9 protein-coding genes and 1 pseudogene are annotated in these 13,060 nt (G+C 63.4%); 5 read left to right on the top strand and 5 right to left on the bottom strand.

Going from position 1 to position 13,060, the window contains the following annotated elements:
* Positions 1 to 271: pseudogene (locus tag WFR25_RS26565) on the top strand (hypothetical protein); the annotation flags it as partial.
* On the opposite strand, the gene WFR25_RS26560 reads toward WFR25_RS26565, so the two are convergent.
* Positions 245 to 1,396 (bottom strand): tyrosine-type recombinase/integrase, encoded by a 1,152-nt coding sequence (locus tag WFR25_RS26560; RefSeq protein WP_336975332.1) that lies wholly within the window; start codon positions 1,394 to 1,396, stop codon positions 245 to 247. The pseudogene WFR25_RS26565 and the gene WFR25_RS26560 sit on opposite strands and share 27 nt — an antisense overlap.
* The gene (locus WFR25_RS26555) at positions 1,393 to 1,854 is read right to left on the bottom strand and encodes a GNAT family N-acetyltransferase (protein WP_336975330.1); all 462 of its coding nucleotides are present in this window, start codon (positions 1,852 to 1,854) and stop codon (positions 1,393 to 1,395) included. The genes WFR25_RS26560 and WFR25_RS26555 overlap by 4 nt, the downstream gene beginning before the upstream one ends.
* A 132-nt stretch (positions 1,855 to 1,986) precedes the next feature.
* On the opposite strand from WFR25_RS26555, the gene WFR25_RS26550 reads away from it, so the two are divergent.
* Positions 1,987 to 2,997 carry a hypothetical protein gene (locus tag WFR25_RS26550; RefSeq protein WP_336975328.1) on the top strand — a complete coding sequence of 337 codons (1,011 nt, stop codon included), beginning with the start codon at positions 1,987 to 1,989 and terminating at the stop codon, positions 2,995 to 2,997.
* Between the two features lie 1,494 nt (positions 2,998 to 4,491).
* On the opposite strand, the gene WFR25_RS26545 is transcribed toward WFR25_RS26550, so the two are convergent.
* The 3 genes from WFR25_RS26545 to WFR25_RS26535 all read right to left on the bottom strand — a co-directional run bounded on the left by WFR25_RS26545 (position 4,492) and on the right by WFR25_RS26535 (position 7,948).
* The gene (locus WFR25_RS26545) at positions 4,492 to 5,598 is read right to left on the bottom strand and encodes a replication initiator protein A (RefSeq protein WP_336975326.1); all 1,107 of its coding nucleotides are present in this window, start codon (positions 5,596 to 5,598) and stop codon (positions 4,492 to 4,494) included.
* Between the two features lie 80 nt (positions 5,599 to 5,678).
* A complete protein-coding gene (locus WFR25_RS26540) occupies positions 5,679 to 6,755 on the bottom strand; it encodes a ParB/RepB/Spo0J family partition protein (RefSeq protein WP_336975324.1) in 1,077 nt (358 codons plus the stop codon).
* Positions 6,752 to 7,948 carry an AAA family ATPase gene (locus tag WFR25_RS26535; RefSeq protein WP_336975322.1) on the bottom strand — a complete coding sequence of 399 codons (1,197 nt, stop codon included), beginning with the start codon at positions 7,946 to 7,948 and terminating at the stop codon, positions 6,752 to 6,754. Before WFR25_RS26535 ends, WFR25_RS26540 begins: the two co-directional genes overlap by 4 nt.
* 519 nt (positions 7,949 to 8,467) lie before the next feature.
* Between WFR25_RS26535 and WFR25_RS26530 the strand changes: the two genes are divergently transcribed.
* The 3 genes from WFR25_RS26530 (at position 8,468) to mgtA (ending at position 12,949) form a co-directional block, all read left to right on the top strand.
* Entirely contained in the window at positions 8,468 to 9,307 is an 840-nt protein-coding gene (locus tag WFR25_RS26530; RefSeq protein ID WP_336975320.1) for a DUF7146 domain-containing protein, read from the top strand.
* A 222-nt stretch (positions 9,308 to 9,529) separates the two neighbouring features.
* Positions 9,530 to 10,231 (top strand): VIT1/CCC1 transporter family protein, encoded by a 702-nt coding sequence (locus WFR25_RS26525; RefSeq protein ID WP_336975317.1) that lies wholly within the window; start codon positions 9,530 to 9,532, stop codon positions 10,229 to 10,231.
* Between the two features lie 138 nt (positions 10,232 to 10,369).
* Positions 10,370 to 12,949 carry a magnesium-translocating P-type ATPase gene (gene mgtA, locus WFR25_RS26520; RefSeq protein ID WP_336975315.1) on the top strand — a complete coding sequence of 860 codons (2,580 nt, stop codon included), beginning with the start codon at positions 10,370 to 10,372 and terminating at the stop codon, positions 12,947 to 12,949.
* Positions 12,950 to 13,060: the final 111 nt, after the last annotated feature.

The raw sequence follows: 13,060 nt of genomic DNA, 5'->3' as shown, positions 1-13,060 counted from the left end.
CTGGTCCGATGACCGCTTCTCCTTGAGCCACTTCCGCGACAAGGAACTGGACGAGGTCGACATCGTCATCGAGAACCGGGCCGGGCAGGTCGTCGGGTTAGAAATTAAGGCTGCGGCGACGGTGCGAGCCGGCGATTTCGCCGGCTTGCGCAAGCTTGCGGCCGCCACGGGCGACAGGTTCGCCTTCGGTGCTGTGCTCTACGACCATGACCAGGCGATTGGCTTCGGAGATAATCTCGCCGCTCTACCCCTCTCCTGCCTCTGGGGATGAGACTGCCATGCGTGCCGCCATCCGCGCGCTCGCCCCGCTTTTCGGCGCAAGCTTCGCGCCGTAGCGCAGCACGGTCCTGGGATCGCGCCAGCGATAGGCCTGCATGATCGCGGGCAGGCTCTCGTCGGCAGCAAAATTGTCCTGCGCCACCCCGACCCGGATCGAGTGCGACGAGACCGCCGTCACCCACCGCTCAAGCTCGGCGTCGCTCATCTCGCCCAGCAGCTTCCTGGCGTGCGCAGCCCGGATCAGCCGTTTATAGATCAACGTGATGCTGTTGGGATGGAGCGCGGCGCTGCCGATCGCCGCGACCGATCCGTCAAAATGGGTCTCGACCCGGCGGAACAGCGGACCTTTTCGGATATCGGCCTTGTCGCGCCAACGCGTGATCGCCGTCATCGTCGCCGGCGACAAATAGGCATAGGCCCCCTCCCCCACCTGGTCGGTCTTCGACGAGGGAAGGAACAACGTCCCCGCCCCTTGCGCATCCTTCTCGATATGCTGAACAAGGATCGCCACCAGTTCCGACCGCCGGCAGCCGGCGTCATAGGCGACGCGCAGCAGCGCCGCGTCGCGCAGGCCGAGCTCGTCGCGGCGGCAGGCCTTGAGCAGATGGGCGAGGCACACCCCCGACGCCGGGCTGTCGAGATCGGCGATGTCGCCCTTGAACCGGATCGCGCGCGCCTGGCGCTGGCGCACGCCGAGGCTCTTGCGCGCCGCCTTCTTCTCGAGCTTGACCAGCGGCGCAGCGGTCGGGTCGGCAAGCCCCGCCATGCGGTAGGCCCATCCGACATGGACAAGATAACGTTCAATCGTCGCCATAGCGCGCTGCGTCTCGTCCGACGGATCGATGCCGGCCAGCGCCCGCACCCAGGCAGCGACCAGGTCCGGGGTCGCCACCGCCGCCGTCACCCGGCGCTTGCGGCACCACGCACCCCACAGCGTCAGGTCCGAGCGGAAAGCGCGGCGGGTATTGGCAGACCAGCCCCGCAGCGCCGCGTCGAGGAGGGCTTCGTCGATCGGGGTCGCGGCGCCGACCAGGGCGCGCACATCGCCGACCAGATCGGCGGGATCGGCCGAGAGACGGGCCAGCGCGTGACCCCCGGTGACGGCCCCGCGGGTCATGGTGCGAAGCGGAGAACCATGTGTACCGCGACCATGCCCCCGCCATGATCCACGTCCCGCTCCTGCGTGTAGCCGAGGCGCTCGAAGAGCCCGATATTCGCCGCCATCAGCGTGTTGGTATAGAGCCGCGCTCCCTGAAGGCCCGCGGCGCGCGCGACCGCCTCGGCATGGCGCATCAGACGGATCCCCAGCCCATGGTGCTGCCGGTCGGGGTCGACCGCGACATTGATGATCAAAAGCTCAGCGTCCTCCGGCACGGTTTCGATCAGCGCGACAAGTGTCCCCCTGTCGACGAGCAGGTCGAAGCGATGGTTACGAACAGCGCGACCATAATCGGCGACCAGCGGCAGTGGGGGTCGCCGTGTCACCGCGAGCCACGGCGCATAGGCGCGCTGCACCAGCGCCCGGATCTCGGGAACGTCTGCGGAAATGGCGCGGCGGAGGGTCGGTTCGTTCATGGTGCCCAGCGATAACCGACGCATCTTTGAATGTATAGACTAGTGATAAGCATCCATTATCACCACTATGTGTTCGAGCATACTTTACTGAAATTCCCTTTCAGTTCATAATTGGGCATGACAACCCGGTCTATGCCCGCCTTCTTCGGCCCCGATTATAGCCCAAAGATGGTCGCGGCTATAGCCTCTTGCACAGCCGCGATTTGCCGGCTCGATGCCCGGTTTACGGTCAGTTCAGTCGCTTCGGCCTGGACCCGGCGCGCCGCCTGGAGCGGCTATGCCCAGGCACTTTGCCTGCAGTCCGCGGAGATCGATGAAATCGACGTATTTTCCTGGGGTTGCGGGCTCCAGATTCCCGGTCGGCCGCTGCGTTCGACCACCATCGACCTGTTCGATCGCTTCGCAGAGTGGACGACGGCGCTGGGCAACCACGATCCGCTCGCGTGGCGCGACAGTCTGCCCATGGCCGTCAGCACGCCTCGGGTGACCCTCGAGCATCCCGCCCTGATCCGAGCGATCGACCAGGTTTGCCAGCATGCCCGGATAGACGCGACTGCCCTACCCTGGCTCGGCCTAGCGTTCGCCTTGCGTGACATGGGCGTTACCGCCACGCCCGTCCCCTGCCTTGCTGGCGGTGCCAAGGCTTTGCGGATGAAGCGGCGGCCCGACGAGGGCGACTGGCTGGCGGTCCTGCACGCCCTGGAAGCTGCGGCGAGGATCGGACTGGAGCGCCTCCAAGAGTTGGAACGCCACCATCGCAAAGCGCAACGTGCGATCGTCGCGCAGTTCCGGCCAGGTGCCCTGCCGCGCCTCCTCGCGCTGTCGACTCATCAGCCTCTACTATCGCCGCAGTCGGTCGCCGATCGGCTCGGACTCACCGTCGCCGGGGCGAGCAAGCTCCTCGACCGGGCTGTTGCGTCCCAACTGCTTGTCGAGATCACGCAACGTCGGAGCTGGCGGCTATTTTTAGCTCCCGACCTGGCCCGGGTGTTCGGCTACGTGAAGGTACCGCGCGGACGCCCCCGAACCGAAGCCCCTCCCCTTCCCCCCTCGCGGGATCTGGCCGCCACGTTCGATGCATTCGATGCTGAAATGGAAGCGATCGACCGGTTGCTATCGTCTCTGCCTGTTGGCGTGACCTGAACGCGTCTGCAGTTCGCTCTAACGGGACGGCCTACAGCGGTGACATATAGGCGGCGTTTGGAGCGAAGCGGACGGGAAGCCTTGGGTAGGATGAATATCGCCGCCACGAACGCGTCCTCCAGAGCGCCCGTACAGCGCCATTTGAGGCCCTTTGCTTGCCATGTCCTGGAGCGGCCCGAAAGCTGCTGAGGGAGTTCCTGAGGGGGGATTTGAGCCGTTTCGCCTTTTGTTCTGCCACCCGTCTTTTCGAGGAAGCCTCCGCGGCCAGGCGGCCGGCGATTCACTACCTTAGGCAGTGCAGCACTATGAGGCAGCAGGTCTTGGCCCGTATTGAATTTGAATGCAGCCATCGTGTTGGCTCTCCCACGGTTTGCCGGGACAGCGAGGCCAAGTGCTTCTCCTAGTCGGCGTTTGGTGGCCTTTGCGAAAGCCGATCTTCTTCTTCTCGCTTCCTTAATCTCAAAAAGGGAGGAGCGCCGCAGGCGTGGTTAATCTCTTTAGAGAATAGGATAAAAGGTTAACCTGTGGATGCCGCTTTCGCGACTCGCGGATTCAGTACGAGTCGCGGCATTCGGCCCGTTCCCGTAATACCGTTGGATCGTTCCTGAAATACCCTGCGAGCCGTTCCCGATAAACCGTGATTCGGTTCCTGATGTACCGTGACGCGTTCCTGAAGGACCGTGGCGAGCTGCAGGTCCGAGGAGGGTGGCGGGGCGGTAAAACGCGTTTTACTCGGCATGTTTTCGTGGATTTCCGCCTATTTTTAGCAGGTTGCTGCTGGCAATCAGCAACGGGTGATCGGTTACACGCAACGCTGTCGCGGATTTGCTGGCGAGGGTAGAGGTGTTCGCTTCGGCAGTCTGCGAGCCTGCGCGCATCAGCCAACGGTCCTTCAGGAACGGGTCTGTCCGCGGAGCGCTGTTCCCAGGCGTTTGGTCGCTGGTACGGAGGGCCTTCGTCGGGACCGACCTTGATGCGCGCTTTTTGGGGCATTGCGCCAATTGTCGTCAATCCTGAGCTGTCGCGGGACGGGGCATGTTTGCTGATCCTCCCGTCACAGTCGCATCATGTCGACTCGCTGCCTGGCGTGCTGGCACGGTATTTCAGGAACGGGCGCTTCCAACCACAAAAGGGCAGAACCCCCCTGCCCTCTCTGCCGCTTGGGATTGAGCTGCGCGCTGCACAGCCGCCATGAGCCAGGCCTGGTCCGGTCTGATCTGCGAAAAATCGCCGTTCCTGAAATACCGTGATCCGCAGCAGTTAGGCTGTTTGGAAGCGCTAGAGCGCCCTGCCCTAGCCGTTCAGCCCCGCTGTTGCCCGACCATGGGCTAAGAGACCTGCGGTGGGTGCCCGGGAGCATATCAGCGAGCGCGCTTTGTGCGCACGCGCCCGGTACTTCAGGAACGTCCTATGCGATCACGGATTTGGAGCGGCTTGATTGGCTGATTGGCGTTCCTGAAAGACCGTACGTCCAGGCGGCGATAGTGCCGGCGCTCAGCTCGCGGGTCGCTGCTTTGCGCAGAAGGTGGCGAAGATCTGGGTAATATTCTTTGTGTCGAAGGCGATCTCGCGCTGCCGTAGAAACGCGCGAAATTCGTCACCTACCAGGCCATGGTCTCTTTGCGGGCTCGGCAAATTGGCGCGGGCTATCGCGCCGAAGGCGGAATGCGAAATATGGCCGCCTGCCGGGAATGCAATCGGCGGTTCGTCCGTGATCGCCGTTTTGGTGTTGGCGGAAGCTGGGATGAGGGCAGGGGAGGGCTTGCTCTCCTGCGCCGGCTCGCGCCGCGTCATGCGAAGCAGGGGTTCAGCGTCGTCGCGCTGCTCTACCCTAAGGGCATAACCTGGCAGATCGTTTTCCCGGGCGATCTTAGTCATTTCGAACTTGAAACGCCGATAGTCGCCTTCCGCACCCGATTTCTCGAAGAGCGTCGGCATCGAAATTGCAAAACCGTCGCTGCCGGCGCCGCCCGCGTGCTTGCGCGCGACACGATAGAGCCAACGTTCCCGGCCGCCCGTGAGCGAGAAGTACGCAGGATCGATCGCAAGAACGCCGCCCTCCATCAGAACTCCGTCGTAGAACCATTTGGCGAGAGTGATCCGCATCCCCCGGACATTGCCGGAGCGGTCTTTGAGCTGGCTGTGGCTGTCGATCCAGGAGAAGGTGGTCTCCACGGCGTCGCCCGACCGAATATTGGTCTTCACGGTCGTCGATTGCAGCCGGTCGAGGGCATTGCCGAGCAGATCATAAGCCCGGCCGCCAACTTCACGCTTGAGCGTCTTGAGCATGTCGTATGGAACGACATGCAGCGTCTGCGGAATATCGTTAGCGCCGCGGCGTTTGTGTTCGATCAGCACGGACGCGCAGTAAATCAGGATGTCGAGGTCATAGATCGTCGCCAAGCCGTATTCGGAGTTGGCCGAGACATGGACGGTGATCTTGCGATCGGGGCTTACATAGTCGATCGGCTTGAGGCGTTTGCGCTTGGACAGCGAAAAAAAGGGCCGCTCCATCGTTTCACGCTGGTCCCGCAGAGGCAGCGCCGTCAATTGCGGCAGAAAGAGGTCTACTTGGCCATCTTCGCGGTGATCGTGTTGCATCTCGTGTCCTGCGGAGCCGGTAAAATGCGTTTTACTCTCGCTTAAGATATTGAAAATAAACAGATAAGTTGGACTTTATTTCAACTGCGACTGAACTTCGCGCCTTCGATCGCCGGACGCAGGGCCTCGAGGATCTCGTCGACCGACGCGGCACCTTTAGGGTTTATGTTGATGGTAATGCCCTTTGCCCGGGTGTCGGCGAGGATTTGCCCAACCTCGTGGCCCGAGGCCGCAGTCAGCGCGGGCTTCGTCCGGGTGACGGGCCTGGCCGTAACCTGTTTCGCAGCGGCCGCGACCAGTCGCTCGCAAACCTTGATGCCCTCGATCCTGTCGCTGCCAGTATCCCTGAGCTTTTGCTGCTCCTCGCGCAGCGCCAAGGCTGCCGCGACAATGGCCGCGCGATGCTGCTCGTTCTTCAACAAGGGGGAAAGCCGCATGCCATGGCGAACCCTGAGGTCTCCAGGCTCGGCAAAGGCGGCAACGACCTCGTCCGGCAGTTCCGCCAATTGCAGAAGGTTGTGGAGGTTCTGCTTGGGAATGGCGAGCCGCTCGGCCATCTGCGTGCGAACGCCGTTATAATAGGCATCCACCGCATGCCGGTAGTTGCGTGCCCGTTCGAGATCGGTGACGTCCTCCCGCTCGCGATTTTCCAGATCGGCGAGACGGAAGGCGCCCTCGTCGTCTAGCGTTTCGATGCGGGCGACGAGCTCGATCTCTGTATGGTTGTTGGCATGCAGCCACGAAACCGAGAAATGGCGGCGGGTGCCGACGATCAATTCATAGGGATGATCGGCGTTGGGTGTCCGGCGTACGACTACCGGCTCGCGATTGGTTCCTTCCTCGCGGATAGACTCGATCAACGAGGCGCAGCGCTCATAGCTCAAGGCGGCATGGTCACGCGCGTTGCCAGGCCAGATCGAGCATTCGGAGGGCTTGAGGCGGATCGTGAGCCGTTTGACGGTGCGCGCGATCTCGTCGAAGGCGATACCCCGCCGCTCCAGGAAAGACGGCGTCGACGGTTCGTCGGCGGGCTTGTCGCGATTGACAAGTATCACGGCGTCGGCGGCTTCGACCGCCGCAGCCGGGGCAGGGGTAGTGCCGATGCTTTCGATCGCGTTCGCCAGGAGACTGCGTCGCTTGCCGCCCGCGCTGCTCATGCCGCCTCCGTCAGTCGATCGGTGCCCACCTGCGCCATGCGCGACGGCCATTGCTTGCAAATGTCCTTCTCGATCTCGCGAAACACCATGTTGAGGTTGTCGCGGCACCGTGTGTAGGTCTGGTGCGACCCGTAGGGCTTGTTGATTTCGTAGATCGACGACATCGACAGGCCGGCGTTCTTGATTTCTTCGGACAGGAGGATCGGTGTCGACAGCATCTGGCCGGCGTAAGTCTTCTCCATCACCTGGAGCATCTGCGCTTCGTTAGTCCGGCTGGGCTGGAACATGGTGCAGATGACACGGATGAAGCCGTAGTCGATCGACGTGTCGAACTTCGAGACTAGATCCATCGCTTCCCGGCACGTCTGCATGAAATGGATCGTCGAAAGATAGTCCAGCTGGCGGGCGGGGACGGGAATCAGCAACCCATCGGCGGCTGTGAGCGTGTTGACGCCCAGAAAGCCCATCGCCGGCGGAGGATCGAGAATGACGACGTCATAGTCGAGCCGGACCTCCTCGAGTCCGATCCTCAGCATGCGGAACGCCCCGGCAATCGCCGTGGGACCTTCCTCGATCGTCGCCGTGAGCTCCCATTCGGTGTCCTGCAGGCCCAGGTTCGCCGGGCAGATGTCGATATTGGGCCAAGCGGTCTTCTGGATGGTCTTCCGCAGCGAATCGGCCTCGTCGATACGCGGCGACAGGAAATTCGACAGCGTATGCGTCTCCTCCACCAGGGCCTCGAGATTGACGTCGAACATCACACTCATCGAGGCTTGGGGATCGCAGTCGACGACAAGCACCCGATAACCGCGCAGCGCGAGATAGTCCGCCAGATGCTTACCGGTGGTCGACTTACTGACGCCGCCCTTGAAATTCTGCACGGCGACGACGACCGCGCGTTCCGATGGCAACTTCCCCATTTTGATGCCCAGTGTTTCGCGAATGGCAATGAGGTCTTCGACCGTATAGAAACGGCGTCCGTTCGACGCCGTCTTGGGGGCGGGCAAGCGGCCACGCGCCTCCGCCTTGGAGAGCGCCTCGGGCGTCCGGCCGAGAAATTCCGCCGCGACAGTCGCACCCATCGATATATTGAGGGTCTTGCGATCGGAGGGATCGATCGCTGCTTGCCGCAGCACGGTCTTGGCATTCTCGCACGAGGCGATCATCGCATCGAGAATTTGACCCGACAGCATGGGCTTGTCCCCTTTATGAACCCAAACTGGCCACAGTTCGTGTAAAATGCCGTATTATGGCCCCTAATCCCGGACAGCTATGCCAAAACGACCATGGTTAGTCAAATGAGGCGGGAAAGTGGGGCTAACTCAGGGACAAACCAGAACGCCTACGGCGAGTCCCGGACCGTGCTCAGCGCAACCATTTCGCGTGCAATCCTGCCGGAAAATCAAGATGAATGGCGGCGCTCCTGCACTCTCGGTGAGACTTATCCGCAAGTCTCGCCGGGTTCGAAAGGCTTTGCCAACATCACGGGATGAAGCGCGAATCACCCCGCAGATGAACTCTGCGCCAAGTGCCTCTCAGGCGGAGATCTAATCCCCGACCGAATCGGTTCAGCCCGTAGACTGTTCCTTGCCAACGAGAAGCGCGGCGCGACAACGGCTCCTTTCCAACGCCTATTCGCAAGGTTTGCGCGCACCGGGCCCCAGGGCGGAGAAAAGGGGAGGGTGGGGCGGAGGGGTAACAGGAGGAGAGCCATGGCCTTGATCGCTCACAAGCCGAGCCAGGAACTGATCGACCTGGTCGGAGCCCTCGGCGGGTCCTGGCACGGCCGCACCGCCATGTGCCTGTGTCCGGCGCACGCCGATCGCACGCCAAGCCTGTCACTCCGGCAAGGCGAACGCGGCATCCTCGTCACCTGCTTTGCCGGCTGCGAGCGCGGTGACATATTGCGCGAACTGGCGCGTGTGCCGCTCCGCACCCGCTTCGCCTATGCCGACACGCCAACGAATGCCTCGGGCAATGCCGCGCGTCTCTGGGACGAGGCGCTTGCCATCTCCGGAACGCTCGCCGAACGCTACTTGGAGTCGCGGCGGCTCGAACCGCCCGCCGAGGAACTCCGCTTCCATCCCCGCTGTCCGTACCGGCCCAAGCCTTGGACCACCTATCATCCCGCGCTGCTCGTTGCCGTACGCGAGGGGCGGCGGTTGACCGCCATCCAGCGGATATTTCTCGATTCGCAGACCGCCGGCTACCGGATGAAGCTCATGCTGGGCCGTCCGGGCCGCGGGGCGTGGCAGGGAGGAGGGCAGGGAACGACGACCCTGGCCCTCGCGGAAGGCTTCGAAACGGCACGCGCCTTTACCCTGCTCAAGGCCATACCGTGCTGGGCCAGTCTGGGGGCGAGACGCCTGGACCAGATTCTCTTGCCCGGCTCGCTCACGGCGCTGATCCTTGCCGCGGACAATGATGCCGAAGGCGAACTGGCGGCGGAGCGCGCGGGGTTGCGGTATGCCCGGCCCGGCCTCGAGATCACGCACGCCCCGCCTGGTGGCTTCAAGGACTGGGCCAAGGCGCTGGAAGCGGCTTGCCGCTGATAGCCCGAGCCCTCGCAACGCGGCAGCCTCACGGCTATATCCGCGGCGGCGAGACGGGTCGTTCTGTGGGCCGATCGGACGACCGCCGCCGGGCAGACGGATGCCGGATCGCCGGCAGGCCGTCCGATCACACGCGCCTTCCGCGTTAGTCAACGGGCTCAGCAGGTGTCAGAGGATCCCCGGATGCGCGCTTATGTCGAGCCATTGTCAGGAGCATTGCTAGTGTCCCGCCTTCGCCAACACCCGGAAAGCCATCTCGTCTCGCGCATCGGTTGGCTGCGGGCGGCTGTCCTTGGCGCCAATGACGGGATCGTTTCCACCGCCAGCCTGATCGTCGGCGTGGCGTCGGCATCGGCGGCCACCTCCGAAGTTCTGATCGCAGGCGTCGCCGGCCTCGTCGCGGGGGCCATGTCGATGGCGGCCGGCGAGTACGTCTCCGTCAGCTCTCAATCGGACACCGAACAGGCAGATCTGGCGCGGGAGCGCGCGGAGCTTGCCGGGCAGCCCGATCTCGAACGCGAAGAACTGGCCCGGATCTACACAGAGCGCGGTGTCTCGGCGGACCTCGCACGCCAGGTCGCCGCCCAGTTAATGGGACACGATGCACTGGCCGCCCACGCGCGGGACGAACTCGGCATCTCGGAGGTCACCGCGGCTCGTCCGATACAGGCGGCCTTGACCTCGGCGGCGACGTTTTCCCTCGGCGCGATAATGCCCCTCGTCATGGTTCTGCTCATGCCGCGCGCATTTCTGGTCGCGGGCGTTTCGATCGCGTCCCTCGCCTTCCTTGCCTTGCTCGGAGGCATCGGCGCGCGCGCCGGCGGCGCCAGGGTTGGGAGGGCCACCTTGCGCGTGACCTTCTGGGGCGCTCTTGCCATGGTGCTGACGGCGGGAATTGGCGCTCTGTTCGGCACGGTCGTATGACGATGCGAGCGGCATGTCCGGGCAGGGCCGGGGACCACAGTCATGGCCGCCCGACCGGTTTGCGGAGCCGGGCGCAAGGCACGTGATGAAGAATTGAAGGTCTGATCGGAATCAGAACGGCTGGCATTGGAAGCGCGCATGGACGGGGCAAGCAACGACATTCCCTACTGGAGCGACGAACCGTCGATGTTGACGGTGTCGTTGGGGAGCAGCCTCACCGGCCTCTCCCCGGGCCAAGCCGCAACGCAGCTTGCCCGCCTCGGACCCAACAGCGTCGAGGATACGACCCATCTTGGCACCCTGCGCCTGCTCCTGCGCCAGTTCGAAAGCCCGCTCGTCCTCATCCTCGTGTTTGCCGCCGGAATATCCCTGGTGCTGCAGCAATGGGTGGATGCGGCCATTATCCTGGCGATTGTCCTTGGCAGCTCGCTCCTCAGCTTCTTCCAGGAATATCGGGCGTCCTCCGCGGTCGAAGAGCTCAAGAAGCGGCTAGCGCTGACGGCCCGGGTTCTGCGCGATGGCGCGGAATGTGAAGTGCCTGTCAGCGCGATCGTGCCTGGCGACATGGTGCTGCTATCGGCCGGCAATCTCATTCCCGCTGACGGCCTGGTGATCGAGGCGTCGGACTTTCTGGTCAGCGAGGCGAGCATGACCGGCGAGTCCTTTCCGGTTGAAAAGCGTCCCGGCCGCGTCGCGGCGGACGCGCCGATCACGAAGCGCACGAATTGCGTGTTCCTGGGCGCTTCGGTCCGCAGCGGCACGGCGAAGGTGCTCGTGGCCAGGACCGGGCGCGAGACCGAGTTCGGCGCCATCGCCGCGCGGCTGAGGGCGCGACCGCCCGAAACCGACTTCGCGCGCGGGGTGAGGCAGTTCGGCTATCTGCTGGTCCGGATCATGGTCGTCATCGTGCTGTTCGTGCTGACCGTGAACCTGTTGCTCCAGCGCCCGGTAATCGAGTCGCTGCTGTTTGCCGTGGCGCTGGCGGTGGGACTGTCGCCCGAACTGCTTCCGGCCATCATCAGCGTGACGCTGTCCGCGGGCGCCCGGGCCATGAGCAAGCGGGGTGTCATCGTGCGCCGGCTCGAGGCGATCGAGAATCTGGGCAGCATGAACATCCTGTGCACCGACAAGACGGGCACGTTGACCGAAGGAGAGCTCGTTCTGAGCCAGGTGCTGGATGCCGAAGGCCAGGCTTCGGACGAGGTCCGACACCTTGCTTTTCTCAATGCAGCCCTCGAGACCGGCATCGAGAACCCGCTCGATGCCGCCATTATCGCGGCCGGCGAGAGCGCCGGGCTGACGAAGCATGGCTTCACCAAGATCGATGAAATTCCCTACGACTTCATGCGCCGCATGCTGACCATCGTCGTGGCTGAGGACGCCGGGCCCGCGCAGCATCTCTTCGTGACCAAGGGCGCTTTTGCCAACGTCCTCGCCATCTGCACGGCATTCGACCGCGGTGGCACCGCGGTTCCGCTCGATGCTCCGGCACGCGCGCGTCTGGAGGCCGTGTTCGAGGCCAAGGGGGCCGAGGGCTTTCGGGTCCTGGCCGTCGCCACCCGCAAGGTCTCCATCAAGGCAGACTATGCGCGCGACGACGAGCGCGACATGGTCTTTCGAGGATTTCTGATCTTTCTCGATCCGCCCAAGGCCGATGCCGCACGCGCGATCCAGGACCTCAGTCGGCTCGGCATTCGCATAAAGGTAATCAGCGGCGACAATCGCCATGTCACGGCTCATCTCGCGCAAGCCGTCGGGCTGGATGCGAACGCGATGCTGACCGGCGAGGAACTGGGCAGGCTCAAGGACGAGGCGCTGTGGCACCTTGCACCCCGGACCGACCTGTTCGTCGAGATCGACCCCCAGCAGAAGGAGCGGATTGTCCGGGCGCTGCAGCGCACCGGCCATTCGGTTGGCTATCTGGGCGACGGCATCAACGATGCGCCGGCGCTCCATGCGGCCGACGTCGGCATTTCGGTCGAGGAAGCCGTCGATGTCGCCCGTGAAAGCGCCGACATCATCCTGCTGAGCCGCGACCTCGATGTGCTGCGTTCGGGCGTCGAGGATGGCAGGAGGACATTTGCCAATACGCTCAAATACATCGCCATCACAACCAGCGCCAACTTCGGCAATATGATCAGCATGGCGCTGGTAACCCCGTTCCTGCCGTTCCTGCCGCTCGCAGCCAAGCAGATCCTGCTGAACAATTTTCTCTCCGATGTTCCCTCGATCGCGATTTCGAGCGACAATGTCGATGCGGAGCGCGTCACCCGGCCGCAGCGCTGGAATGTCGCGGAAATCCGCAAGTTCATGATGGTCTTCGGGCTGGTCAGTTCGGTGTTCGACATCCTGACGTTCGGCCTTCTCTTGCGCGTCTTTCACGCGAACGAAGCGACTTTCCAGACATCCTGGTTCATGATTTCGCTGTTGACGGAACTCGCCGTCGTGCTCGTCCTGCGAACCCACAGGCCCGTGTTCCGCAGCACACCGAGCAAGTTGCTATTGTGGTCGACGATTGCGGTAGTGGCCGCGACATTCGCCGTCCCATTCCTGGGGGCACCAACCTCGATCTTTGGCTTTGTGCCCCTCTCCATGCCGGAGTTGGCGGTGATCGCCGCGATCGTTTTGGGTTACATCGTGGCAACCGAGATTGTGAAGGCATGGTACTTTGGGCCGGAAAGAGCCGGTGCGGGGCGCTGGGAAAAGGCCGACCTCTAAGGAGGACACAAGCCGGGGGGAAAGTCCGTCAACCTCGGGTGCGGAGCCGCGCGGAAAGCCACCGCTGGGTCAAGCGAGACGGACGCAATCGCAGCGAAGGGGTATGCTGCC

The organism is Sphingobium aromaticiconvertens, from assembly GCF_037154075.1.
GTDB classification, from domain to species: domain Bacteria; phylum Pseudomonadota; class Alphaproteobacteria; order Sphingomonadales; family Sphingomonadaceae; genus Sphingobium; species Sphingobium aromaticiconvertens.
This window is presented reverse-complemented; position numbering and strand designations above follow the sequence as displayed.

Excerpts from the sequence above, each read along its gene's own strand:
- WFR25_RS26560 (WP_336975332.1), bottom strand. The coding sequence starts at position 1,396 with ATGACCCGCGGGGCCGTCACCGGGGGTCACGCGCTGGCCCGTCTCTCG.
- WFR25_RS26555 (WP_336975330.1), bottom strand. The coding sequence starts at position 1,854 with ATGAACGAACCGACCCTCCGCCGCGCCATTTCCGCAGACGTTCCCGAG.
- WFR25_RS26550 (WP_336975328.1), top strand. The coding sequence starts at position 1,987 with ATGCCCGCCTTCTTCGGCCCCGATTATAGCCCAAAGATGGTCGCGGCT.
- WFR25_RS26535 (WP_336975322.1), bottom strand. The coding sequence starts at position 7,948 with ATGCTGTCGGGTCAAATTCTCGATGCGATGATCGCCTCGTGCGAGAAT.
- WFR25_RS26530 (WP_336975320.1), top strand. The coding sequence starts at position 8,468 with ATGGCCTTGATCGCTCACAAGCCGAGCCAGGAACTGATCGACCTGGTC.
- WFR25_RS26545 (WP_336975326.1), bottom strand. The coding sequence starts at position 5,598 with ATGCAACACGATCACCGCGAAGATGGCCAAGTAGACCTCTTTCTGCCG.
- mgtA (WP_336975315.1), top strand. The coding sequence starts at position 10,370 with ATGGACGGGGCAAGCAACGACATTCCCTACTGGAGCGACGAACCGTCG.
- WFR25_RS26540 (WP_336975324.1), bottom strand. The coding sequence starts at position 6,755 with ATGAGCAGCGCGGGCGGCAAGCGACGCAGTCTCCTGGCGAACGCGATC.